Source organism: Vibrio sp. KUL70 (assembly GCF_059725515.1).
This window is the reverse complement of the sequence record NZ_AP045835.1, coordinates 723,863-736,482: the sequence shown is the minus strand read 5'-3', so window position 1 is coordinate 736,482 and position 12,620 is coordinate 723,863. Positions and strand designations below refer to the sequence as shown.

Annotated in this window: 9 protein-coding genes; 7 read left to right on the top strand and 2 right to left on the bottom strand. The window is 46.1% G+C overall.

Annotated elements, in window-relative coordinates:
• Positions 1-54: 54 nt before the first annotated feature.
• Complete coding sequence (locus AC6I7V_RS17350; RefSeq protein ID WP_255232261.1) at positions 55-879, bottom strand: AraC family transcriptional regulator; 825 nt, start codon at positions 877-879, stop codon at positions 55-57.
• Positions 880-1,504: 625 nt separating this feature from the next.
• On the opposite strand from AC6I7V_RS17350, the gene AC6I7V_RS17345 reads away from it, so the two are divergent.
• Positions 1,505-2,239, top strand: coding sequence for a PAS domain-containing protein (locus tag AC6I7V_RS17345; RefSeq protein ID WP_261883309.1), 735 nt, complete (start codon positions 1,505-1,507; stop codon positions 2,237-2,239).
• A 125-nt stretch (positions 2,240-2,364) separates the two neighbouring features.
• On the opposite strand, the gene pdxH is transcribed toward AC6I7V_RS17345, so the two are convergent.
• Positions 2,365-3,000: a pyridoxamine 5'-phosphate oxidase gene (gene pdxH / locus AC6I7V_RS17340; RefSeq protein WP_498011714.1), complete on the bottom strand. Its 636-nt coding sequence runs from the start codon at positions 2,998-3,000 to the stop codon at positions 2,365-2,367.
• 167 nt (positions 3,001-3,167) lie between these two features.
• On the opposite strand from pdxH, the gene AC6I7V_RS17335 reads away from it, so the two are divergent.
• From AC6I7V_RS17335 to AC6I7V_RS17310, 6 genes are all read left to right on the top strand, one after another.
• Positions 3,168-4,985: a sensor histidine kinase gene (locus AC6I7V_RS17335; protein ID WP_261883308.1), complete on the top strand. Its 1,818-nt coding sequence runs from the start codon at positions 3,168-3,170 to the stop codon at positions 4,983-4,985.
• A gap of 47 nt (positions 4,986-5,032) precedes the next feature.
• Entirely contained in the window at positions 5,033-6,322 is a 1,290-nt protein-coding gene (locus tag AC6I7V_RS17330) for a sigma-54-dependent transcriptional regulator (RefSeq protein ID WP_255232813.1), read from the top strand.
• A 111-nt stretch (positions 6,323-6,433) separates the two neighbouring features.
• A complete protein-coding gene (locus AC6I7V_RS17325; protein WP_498011713.1) occupies positions 6,434-7,825 on the top strand; it encodes an HlyD family type I secretion periplasmic adaptor subunit in 1,392 nt (463 codons plus the stop codon).
• Positions 7,826-7,885: 60 nt separating this feature from the next.
• Positions 7,886-8,557, top strand: a complete 672-nt coding sequence (locus tag AC6I7V_RS17320) for a transglutaminase-like cysteine peptidase (protein ID WP_498011712.1) — start codon at positions 7,886-7,888, stop codon at positions 8,555-8,557.
• A 5-nt stretch (positions 8,558-8,562) separates the two neighbouring features.
• Positions 8,563-10,473, top strand: coding sequence for a bifunctional diguanylate cyclase/phosphodiesterase (locus AC6I7V_RS17315; protein WP_498011711.1), 1,911 nt, complete (start codon positions 8,563-8,565; stop codon positions 10,471-10,473).
• A gap of 15 nt (positions 10,474-10,488) precedes the next feature.
• Positions 10,489-12,603: a type I secretion system permease/ATPase gene (locus AC6I7V_RS17310; protein ID WP_498011710.1), complete on the top strand. Its 2,115-nt coding sequence runs from the start codon at positions 10,489-10,491 to the stop codon at positions 12,601-12,603.
• Positions 12,604-12,620 lie beyond the last annotated feature (17 nt).

Here is a 12,620-nt window from a genome sequence, read left to right as displayed (position 1 = left end):
AAACAAAAACATCATCACATATGAAACTTTAAACGAATGTGCCGTTCTGTTTCACTATTTAACACTTATTTGCTTTTTGTATTGAGATGGTGACATCCCCTGAAGACGGGAAAAAGTGTGAGTAAAGGCGGACTGGCCGGAGAAACCTGCTAGCTCAGCAACCTGACCAAGGCTAAGGTTTCCTTGTTCAATTAAGCGGCGCGCACGGTCGATTCGCTTGCCTAGTACATACTGATGTGGCGTGATGCCCATCTGCTCTTTAAACAGCACATGGAACTGACTTTCGCCTAAAAATACACTGCCTGCCAGTTGCGCAACGGAGATCTTGTTAGCCAAATGCTGTTCGATGTAGCGATCCAACGCTTCAAGATCAAAGCGTGATTCTTTTATCGATGTTTCAAATTCAGAGATATGACGTTGCAGCAATGCGATCACCGTGTCGTTACAGGCTCGGCTTAACAAGAGATCGTCAGGACTTGCTTGCATCTCCTGCACCAGCATCTGGATCAGCTTCTGAATCTGTCCATCCAACTGAAAGTAAACGTTAGATGACGCAAGCTGATTGATCTTCTCTAACATCAATGGGTCGTCATTACTTGGCATAGGCATATTCAATACCAAAATATCAGACTGACCCACCACGCCACCGAAAGCATGATCAGAACAAGCCGTTACCACACAGCCTTGTCCTGGCCCAACTAAGTTGCCCTTACCACTGACTTCGAACTCAGCTTGACCTTTAAGCCCAATCACCACTTGCGAATACTGGTGCTCGTGACAATCCATATGAGATGGCAGAGTCACGATCTCAGCAGGGCGAGGAGCGACTAAGCCTAGCGGTGAAAGATCGAGATTGGGCATGATAGGTAGTTTTGGCATGTCAAAGCAGTTTTGATAATTACGGATCGGGAATAATACTCTGATTTTAGCTCAAGATGAATTTGTAAATGATCATGAGAGTCATTTAGCACAAGGGATCGTCGTTAGATTAGTGTTGCGATCATCGTGATCATGCCTCCGGAAAGATGATCAAGAGCACATAAACTACGGAGAATGTAAAACCAACTTTACTAAGCACCAAAATGATGATGCCAGAACAATCCATTGGTTATTTCAATCCTCGTACCGATTGACTTTCTTGAGTGATTGAGGGAAATCCCCCCTTTTGTAAACGTGGAGCAAAGAGTAGATTTGTCGGCAGAGTAGTAAGTCACTCTGGGTATCTCACTGATACCTCAGATTAATTTTCATGGCCCTCGTGAGTTAATCTGAAATCTTCTACACGTCGACAAGAAAATCTTGTCTTTAGCCAGCCCGTCTTCAGGCTGGCTTTTTTTTGTCCTATGTGCAGTGGTGGATCAATTCGTCATATCCAAATGCTCGCAGATATCCTTTACCTTGATCATTCTTCCCTTGCTCACCGTTTAAGCAACGTTCATTAATTGCAATACAGCGTTATAAGAAACTGATATTATTAACTTAGTTCCGAAACTGAGATGATATTTTGTCGAAAACACTTAACTCCATACAACGCTCTCTGTTTGAACAGTTGCCGGGCTGCTGGGGGTGCAAAGATACGGACTCTGTCTTTGTTTATGCTAACCAAGCCTACAATCGACTGATTGGTTTGCCCGACAATCAAAGCAGCGCAGGTTTGACCGATTTTGATATGCCAAGCCAAACAACGGAATGTGCGCAAGACTTCAGAGCGCAAGATAAGTACGTGATGGAAACACGTAAGACTTTAAAAATTCTAGATATTCACCCTTATCCAGATGGCCGTTGGCACGCTCACATCTTTACCAAAACGCCTTGGTTCGATGATGATGGTAAGGTGCAGGGAACAATATTCTATGGCCAAGAGCTCACCGATACTGCCATTTTGGAGGTAGGTCACTGGGTGTGCCAAGCAACCAGTGCCAAAACATGTGATGGTTCGATTGCGGGTTCAGAGCCTCGTCAGTCAAAACTCAATAAGAAACTCACAGCACGCGAATCTGAAGTACTATTTTTGCTGCTGTTTGGCAAAAAGCCTCAGTACATTGCACAGACCCTGACGATTTCGATCAAAACCGTCGAGGGGCACGTGGCACGGCTTAAACAAAAATTCGATGCCAAAAGTAAGAGCCAACTGATTGAATTTGCACTGGACTCAGGTCTTGGTTCAGTGATCCCAGAAAGCCTGCTCAATCGGCAGATTTCTGTGGTGCTACACAGTGAAGTAACGACGACCCGTTAATATCAATCGTCATAAATAGCTGCTCACCCTAACTCGACAAGAGCGACAAAAAAACACCGCGCCAACCCTTTAAGAGTACCGCGCGGTGTTTAAATATTTAGTCTTGGTAAACTCGGAACGCCTGACTACGGCGCAAGTCGATCGATATCCCAACGGTTATCTTGGCGAGAGAACAAGAAACGGTCATGCAGACGATGTTCACCGCCTTGCCAAAACTCAATGCTGTCCACTCGAACACGGAAGCCTCCCCAGAAGCTCGGTACTGGAATCTCACCTTTTGCAAATTTCTGTTTAAGCTCTAAATACTTGCCTTCCAAGATACCACGCGCAGAAATGCGGCTGCTCTGCTTACTTGCGATTGCCGCCAGTTGGCTCTCTTTTGGACGAGAAGAGAAGTACTTCATGTTCTCCACTGCGCTTAGCTTCTCTGCAGTACCAGTAATGTGTACTTGGCGCTCTAGTGGGTGCCACGGGAAGTGCAAGCTGATCTTGCTATTGTGCTCTAGCTGCTGCGCTTTACGGCTACCAAGGTTTGTGTAGAAAACGAAACCTCGTTGATCAACATTCTTAAGCAACACAATGCGCTGAAAAGGTTGGCCGTCCTTATCGACTGTTGCCACTGTCATCGCAGTTGGGTCGGTAAGTTTGGCTTCAATAGCCTGCTCAAGCCAAAGATTAAATTGGTCAATCGGATCAGCCGCTAAGTCTTTGCGTCTCAATCCACCCTGAGCATATTCACGGCGAATATCTTTCAGTTCCATTTCGTTGCTCCTTTTCATTTTTTTGTGATTCTGCGCTTTCGCATAACGAAATACAAGCCTGTGGTAGCCGATTGTACTATCTCTTGGATTCGGTGTTACCAAGATCTCGGTACTTAGATTGCCATGTTGTTAATCTATATACACTTTCAACCAGATCTGAGTTCACTTTGGCCTTCAAAATATCCCGTTTTTTCACCCCTTTTGTTATCGCTTCACTGTCATTGGGTGCAGCGGGGTTTGCCGCCACCCATTTATTGGCAGAGCAATTCCAGCAACGTCTGGTTGGTGAACAGCTGCAAGAAGCCGCCAACAAAGCCAGTCTTCAACTCGATTCTGAGATCGCAAAATTCAAGCAAGTGCCCGCGATCCTAAGTCATGACCCTCGAATCCTTGGGTATTTTTCAAGACAAACGTCAGCTCAACAACTCAACCTGTTATTGGAAGAGTGGGCTAACCAGAGCTTAGCCGATACCATCTACATTCACGACGATAGCGGTACCGTAGTCGCATCGAGCAACTACCAGGATCCAAAAACCTTTGTCGGTGAGAACTTTGCGTTTCGCCCCTATTTCAGCCAGGCGATCAACGGTTTGAACTCCCAATACGTTGGACTTGGCGCGAGATCGAATGTGCGCGGCTACTTTCTCTCCTCTCCCTTGTACATAAAACAAGAGATTGTGGGCGTGTTAACAGTCAAAGTGAGCCTAGAAAACATCGAGGAGATTCTTACCAGTGACGGATTCGACATTGTCGTACTCGACAACAACCAAGTGGTGTTCTTATCAAGCCAGCCGCATTGGCTCTATCACTCCCTGCAACCACTTACCCCGATTCAGCAACAGCAAATTGCCGAGCAGCGTCAGTATGGATTAGACAAAATCACGTTGATTGATGACTTCCTCGATTTACCACAAGCCAATATTGCTTTGCCAAATGAAAAACTCAGTCGGATGGGCACATTTAACATCTACCCGGCAGCAGCCAGTAGTCAGCAATATCAAGTCATCGCACTGAAGGAACGCGACACAGAGATGAAAAAAGTCATGCAGATCGACGCGATATTCTTAGTGATATATAGCTTAGTGCTGCTGATCGCTTGGTCGTGGCGCCAAACCTACAAAGCAAAAGTGGCACTAACAACGCTCAACCATAAGCTCGAAGAGACGGTGAATAAGCGTACCCTTTACTTACAACAATCAAACCAACAGCTACAGCAAACCATACACCAATACCAAGAGTCGCAAAGTAAGCTCAAGCAGACAGAACAAGAACTGACTCAAGCGGCTAAACTTGCGGTCTTAGGCGAACTCTCAGCGAGCATTAACCACGAGATAAATCAACCACTGGCCGCCTTGAGAACTTACAGCGAAAATAGTCTCAAGCTGCTTGAAATGGGGCGTAATGATATGGTGAAAAGTAACTTAGAAAAGATGCTGACGCTTAATCTATCCATCACCGACATCATCGCACGCTTAAAAGTCTTCACCCGTAAGGTTACCAAGCAAGAACATCACACCGCCAACCTTCACCAAGCAGTCAACAATGCCACGGGAATCTTAAGCGCGCTCCTTATCAAGCACGGTATTACACTGAGAATGGCCTCGATCAGTGACGATATCCAGATTGCGATTCATCCGACCGAGTTGGAACAAGTGCTAGTGAATTTAATCCATAACGCCGCCCAAGCACTGCATCAACAACCTAGCCCTCAGATCGGCCTAGATTGGCGGCTAGAACCGGAAACCTGTGTCCTTGATATTTGGGACAATGGCGTCGGACTACCAGAATCAAAGCTATCTCAACTCTTTGATCCCTTCTTCACCACTAAACCAGAAGGGCTCGGCCTCGGTCTATCGATCTCAAAGCGGATTATTGAAGCGTATCACGGCACCATCACTGCGACACCGCGCAAGCCTTGTGGCATGGTATTCTCACTAACAATTCCCTTGCACAACGCATGCAATAAAACCTCAAGCACTGATTAGTCGTGCTGATGACAATAACTCACACAAGGAATGTCGCTTTGACAACCATGCCTGCACTCTATTTTATTGACGACGAACCCGCGATTCGTGATTCGGTAGAACAAGCAATGCTCATTGAAGGTATTGAGATTCGCTGTTTCCCTAACGCTGTAGAAGCACTAAAACAGATCCCACTAACCCAAGCGGGTGTCGTCATCACCGACATACATATGCCGGTGATGGACGGTATTCAATTCACTGAGCAACTTTTAAAACACAACCCTCGTTTTCAAGTGATTGTATTAACGGGGCACGGCGACGTACAAACCGCGGTGACCGCTATGAAGGTAGGAGCATGTGACTTTCTTGAAAAACCATTCGTTGTTGATGCTCTAATGGCTGCAATTCATAAAGCCGCAGATAAGCTCGCTCTGGTTGAAGAGAATAATCTCCTGCGCAAAGAGCTCGCAATGCAAACGCATGTAGGCCCAAAACTCATTGGGCAATCTCCATCGATGGTGACGCTAAGACGTGAGTTGATCACACTCGACATCAACAAAGATCCGATCATCATTCTCAAAGGCGAGATAGGAACGGGGAAACGCATAACCGCACAATACACTCACGATTTACACAGCCATCAAAGAGGCGAGCTCTACCCTATCGCCGCGTTCAACCTACCAAAGTCAGACCAAGAAACATTTTGCGAATTTCTCAAACAGCTGTGTGTCAAACATCGCGGAGGAACTCTCTATATCCATGAAACAGAAGTATTAATGTCTCAGCAATGGGAGTGGTTTAAGCAAGTAAAATCAACGCTGCTTCATGAAAATGAGTGCAATTCAAATGCAACTTGTATCATTATCGCATCCACCGCTGTACCCGCTACAATAAAGGGAGAGTTTCGTCAGTTTGAGCTGCTACCACTGACAGAAAGACCGGAGGATATCGGTTCACTGTTTAAACATTTCGCGCGAGGTGCAGCAAGTCGATATCAATTACCGCCGCCTATCATCACCAAACAGGATGTTGAGCGGTTAATTGCCAAGCCTTGGCCTGAGAATTTGCGTCAACTGCGTCAAGAAGCGGAGCTTAGAGTACTCACTCAAGCAAAGCCGCCAGAGGAGCTAGATCAAGATAACTGCAGCCCAAACGAAGAGACAGCTAATACGACGATCAAACAGCTCTCACTCAGCGAACGAACCGATAACTTTGAACAGATTATCTTAATAGAAGCCCTACATCGCCACCAGGGTATGCTTAAAGAGGTTCAACAAGAGTTACAAGTTTCTCGGAAAACGCTGTATGACAAATTACGTAAACACCAACTAGATAAAACGGATTTCAAAAACCGATAAGTAATGAAACATATATAAATACAACGCTTTATGGGAACAAGATCTTAACATTTCTTAAAACTAAGAATACACTCAATAGGCTTGCACTAAATTTCGCAGACAAGGATTGTTATGAGCCAAAAAAGTTACAACAAGCTGAACGATACTGAACTTGAGTATGTCGATGATAAAACAGCCGCACTGTTACTCAATACACCAACCAGCGCGCGCATCATGCTGTGGGTTATCGTTCTGTTCTTTGTTGCGGCGATTGGATGGGCTTCTTGGGCAGAAGTCGACAAAGTCACGGTCGGCCAAGGCAAAGTAATCCCCTCTTCTCAAATTCAAGTCGTACAAAACCTTGAAGGTGGCTTGGTTAAAGAGATCCTTGTCAAAGAAGGCCAACAGGTACAAAAAGGACAGCAACTGCTTCTTATCGATGATACCCGTTTTCGTTCCGACTTTCGTGAACGAGAGCAACAAGTGGCTAACCTCACAGCAAATGTGCTAATGCTTTCGGCGTCTCTCACCAGTGTAGTCATCGATGAAGACTTCTCTGTCGACAACTGGAAAAAGAGCGTCACACTCAACTACGGTAAGCTGGCGTTCCCACCACAGTTTATTGAAAGACAACCTGACTTAATCCAACGCCAAAGAGCCGAGTACCGCCAAGACCTCAATAACTTGCGTAACCAACTCTCCGTTTTTGAGCAACAAGTCGAGCAAAAGCAGCAAGACTTAGTCGAGGTTAGAGCTCGTGTCGCTAACCTACGCCAAAGCTACAACTTTGCACGCAAAGAGTTGGATATCACCAAACCGCTTGCTGATGAGGGTGTGGTACCGCGTATCGAACTTCTTAAACTGCAACGACAAGTAAATGATACCCGTCGAGAGCTAACCTCTAGCGAGCTTAAAATCCCTGTGCTGCGCTCAGCTATTAAAGAGTCGATGCTCAGCCGCGTCGACGCAGCACTTAAATTCCGTTCAGAGCAGCAAGAGAAGCTTAACCAAGCGCAAGATAAACTCTCTGCCCTCACCGAGTCCGCCGTTGGTTTGGAAGACCGAGTCAATCGGACAGTGGTTATCTCCCCGGTGACAGGCACCGTTAAGACTTTAGGTATTAATACTGTTGGCGGTGTTATTCAACCAGGTATGGATATAGTAGAGATTGTCCCGACCGAAGATTCACTGCTTGTAGAAGCTAAGATTGCACCGCAAGACATCGCTTTTTTACGCCCAGAGCTGCCAGCCATCGTTAAGTTCAGTGCGTATGACTTCACTAAATATGGCGGTCTTGAAGGCGTGCTAGAACACATCAGTGCAGATACGACTCAGGATGAAGAGGGCAACAGTTTTTACATCGTACGTGTGCGTACTGAGAAATACAGCTTTGGACACAACGAAGAGCTGCCGATTATTCCTGGCATGACAGCATCGGTTGACATCATTACAGGTAAACGCACTGTTCTAGATTACATGTTGAAGCCAATACTTAGCGCTCAAAACAATGCATTAAAAGAGTAAGGGTTTGATGTTTTTCCCTCTCTACGCAGATGACTGCCAATGTAAAAAGGCTGTTCACTAATGAAAATTCGTTTCGCAATTGCGTTGTTCGCATTGAGTGTGTCCTGTGCATCATTTGCGTTAAACACCACTGAGCAGCGCTGGGTGAGTGCGGTATCGGAAACCTATGGGCAAAGGGCCGCTATGCGAGTCAAGACATGGCGGTCTAATATTGCTCAGTTCGCCACACAAAGTGAGACACAAAAACTGGAATCGGTAAATCGATTCTTCAACCAGCTCTACTTTGTCGACGATATCGTGCTTTGGGGTCAAAAAGATTACTGGGCTACGCCACTCGAATTTCTAGGAAGTAATGCAGGCGACTGTGAGGACTTCACCATCGCTAAATACTTCTCGCTATTGGAGCTCGGTGTTCCCGACAAAAAGTTAAGACTGGTCTACGTAAAAGCGTTGGAGCTGAATCAGTTTCACATGGTACTTGCCTACTACTCCACGCCCAGCGCAGAACCCGTCATTTTGGATAACTTGAATCCAGAAATTAAACGAGCGTCAACTCGTCGAGACTTGCTGCCGATATACAGCTTTAACGGTAAAAACCTATGGCTAATGAAGTCTTCAGCAGGAAACGGTCAACTTGCAGGTAAATCATCCAGATTGAGCTTGTGGAACGATCTTCGTTCACGCAAGCGCTCTCTAAAATTAAACAAACCCATTATCAATTACGATGAGTAGGTACAATGACTTTATATAAACAGCTTGTAGTCGGGATGGTAGCGGTCTTTATATTACTGATGACGTCAGTATTTATGATCGAATTTAATACCACTCGAGGTCACCTAGAAGCGCAACAGCGTTCAGAGGTAAGTAATACCATCAATACCGTTGGTTTAGCACTAGCTCCTTATCTTGAGGACAAAGACCCAATCGCGGTTGAGTCGGTCATCAATGCATTGTTTGATGGCAGCTCCTATTCTGTTGTGAGACTTATCTTCCTCGATAGTGGTGACGACATCCTGCGTTCATATCCAGTAAAACCAAGCAATGTACCTAGCTGGTTTACTTCGCTCAATCTGTTTGAACCGATTCATGACCGTCGCGTTATTACCAGTGGCTGGATGCAGTTGGCAGAAGTGGAAATTGTCAGCCACCCAGGTCCTGCCTATGCTCAACTTTGGCAATCTTTTACCCGCTTGGCGACTGTCTTTGCTCTTATTTTTGTCATTGGTTTATTGGCTATTTCATGGATCGTAAAACGATCGCTGAAACCGTTGGATTTGATCATCGCCAAAATGAACCAGATAGCGCAAAACCAGTTTGGCGAACCACTTGAACGGCCACAAACAAAAGATCTGATCTTAGTCGTAGACGGTATCAACCATATGTCGACTCAAGTTGAACAAGCTTTTAAAAATCAAGCTCAAGAAGCTCAGCGCCTGCGTGAACGTGCCTACATTGACCCAGTATCACAACTGGGTAACCGTGCGTACTACATGTCTCAACTTAATCAATGGTTGGCGGAATCTAGCGTTGGTGGCTTGGCTGTTTTGCAAGCCCAATTCATTGCTGACGAGTACGATGATAAGGGTTATCAAGAGGGCGATGCGTTGGTCCACGATCTCGCCGAGCACTTACAATCTTCTATTTCGTCACCAGATCTTACTATTGCTCGAATTTCAAAAGATGAGTTTGGCTTTATCTTGCCGAACATTGATGAAAGCGAACTTAAACTCATCGCAGACAGTATCGTTAACTGTGTCCAAGGGCTAGGTTCCGATCCAACAGGAACCGCCCGCGCGAACATCTCACTCGGCGTCACTCATAGTAGCCAAAACAAAACCAGTACAGAGATCATGTCGCTGGTGGACAACGCACTCTCTGTCGCAAAAGCGAACCGTGAAATGGCTTACGGCTACATCACTGCCGATGATCATGGCGCTGTGATGGGCAAACAGCAGTGGCGCACACTGGTTGAAGAAGCAATCATTAATGATCTCTTCACTTTCCGCCTGCAAGCGGCGAATAACAGTTTCGGCAAGACCTTCCACCAAGAGGTGTTCTCTGCAATTGAAAAAGATGGAGTTCGATACAGCGCGGCTCAATACCTATTCGCGCTTGAACAGCTCGGCGCAAGCCACGAGCTCGATCAGTACGTAATCGAGAAAATGATTGAGAAGATACATGCTAAAGAGATTACAACCCCTGTGGCGATCAACATCTCCGCAAGCAGTATCTCTGAGCCAAGCTTCATCCGTTGGGTCGGTGAGACACTAAGCAAGAACGCAACTATCTGTCACATGCTTCATTTTGAAATCCCTGAGAACTGCTTCGTCAACGAGCCGCACTACACAGCCCTACTGTGTACCGCGATACGTAATACCAACGCAGTATTTGGTGTCGACAATTACGGTCGCAACTTCCAGTCTCTGGAGTACATCAATGAGTTCAGGCCTGGTTACGTTAAGTTGGATTATCTCTACACTCACAATTTGGATGACGAGAAACAGAAATTCACCTTAACGTCGATCTCTAGAACGGCGCATAACTTAGGGATCACCACCATCGCCTCACGTATCGAGACTCAAACGCAGCTTGATACATTGTCAGATAACTACGTTGAAGTTTTCCAAGGCTTCATCGTCGATAAGTAGTAAGGTGGTTATTTAATGCAAGATCCATTACTAAATTCGCTGATATACGTCAGCCGATACTACGGTCTAGCAAACTCTCCAGAGGCGCTCATCAATGGGCTGCCTCTTGCGGATGGTAAACTTACCCCTTTTTTATTTCCTCGCTCAGCAGAGCGTGCAGGTTTAGTCGCCAAAGAGAATCGCTCCAACCTTGAGAGTATTCCAGAGTTGATTCTACCTGCGGTACTGCTGCTTAAGCAGGGGGAAGCGTGTGTTCTAAACCGAATTGACTTTCAGAAACAAGAAGCCGAGATCATCACCGCGGAAAGTGGCATGGTGCCGATTCTCATTCCGTTGGAAGAGCTAAAAGAACAGTTTATTGGACGCTACTTCTTAGTAAAGAAACAGTTCCGTTACGACGAACGCTCACCTGAGATTCTAAAGACACGTCACGGTCATTGGTTTTGGGGCACGATCTGGGAGTCGAAGAAAATCTACCGTGATGTGTTGATCGCCTCGATTCTGATCAACCTGTTCGCGATTGCGGCACCTATGTTCACACGCTTGGTTTACGACAAAGTGGTTCCGAACCTCGCCTTTGAGACGCTCTGGGTATTGGCGAGTGGTATCTTTGTCGTCTTCACTTTCGACCTACTGCTCAAATTAATGCGCAGCTACTTCATCGACATTGCCGGTAAAAAATCTGACATTCTTATCTCTTCAAAACTGTTTAGCAAGGTTCTGGGGATTCGTATGGAAGCGAAACCGGCTTCAGTTGGCGCTTTCGCAAAGAACTTACAAGAGTTTGAATCGATTCGAGAGTTTTTCACTTCCGCGACAATTGGCTCTTTGATAGATCTTCCTTTTGCAATTCTGTTCCTGACTCTGATTTGGCTAATGGCTGGAGATCTGGTGTATGTACCGATTGTCGGTGTCGTGATTCTGGTTGTCTATGCCATCATCATTCAAGGGCCTTTACGCCGCACTATCGAAGAAGGCTCACGTCTTGCTTCACAAAAGTATGCAAACCTTATCGAAAGCTTAGCAGGTCTAGAAACGGTTAAACTCTTCAGTGCGCAAAGTCAGTTTCAATTCCGTTGGGAAGAAGCCGTTGCTCACATGGCGAACTGGAATATCAAGAGTCGAAGAATTACTGACAGTATTCAGAATACAGCCGGGTTCGTTCAACAAAGTACGAACGTAGGTATGATCATCTTTGGTGTGTACTTGATTGCCGAAGGCGATCTCACCATGGGTGGTTTGATTGCCGCGACGATGCTGAGTGGCCGTGCGATTAGTCCGTTAGTCCAGCTTTCGATTCTTTCCACTCGTTACAACCAAGCCAAGTCATCGATGACGTTGATCGAACAAGTCATGGCTATGCCTGACGAACAGGAAGAAGGTAAACGCTATATCCATCGCCCAATTATTCAAGGCCATATTGCTCTAGATAAAGTGACCTTCCACTACCCTGATTCTCCAATCGCATCTGTACGCGACCTGAGTTTAACCATTTCGCCGGGAGAGAAAGTTGCCATCATAGGTCGAATTGGTTCAGGTAAGACAACACTAGAGCGTCTGATTATGGGGCTGTACAAGCCTACAGAGGGCCACGTGCGCATCGATAATACCGATATCGACCAGTTACACCACGTCGACATACGTCGCAATATAGGGTGCGTTCCCCAAGACAGCAACCTCTTCTATGGCTCTATTCGTGACAATATCACGCTAGGTCGACCACTAGTGGATGATCGTGATGTGATGGACGCAGCCAACCGAGCAGGTGTCACTAACTTTACTCAGCAAGATCCTGCTGGCTTAGAACGTCAGGTGGGTGAAGGTGGCGGATTGCTATCAGGGGGCCAACGTCAAGCGGTGGCTATCGCTCGTGCTTTCTTGGGCCGTCCTCCCGTGCTGCTCATGGATGAACCAACCAGTGCGATGGATAACCGTTCTGAAATGCACATCAAACACCAACTCAATCAGTTGCTACCGAGTGAGACACTTATCCTGATTACTCACAAAACGTCAATGTTAGACGTGGTAGACCGTGTGATAGTAATGGAAAAAGGCTGCATCATCGCTGATGGACCAAAAGCCAAAGTTCTGTCTGACCTGAAACAAGGGAAAGTGAGAGCAGTTAGCTAAGACCAAACAAGGTTAAC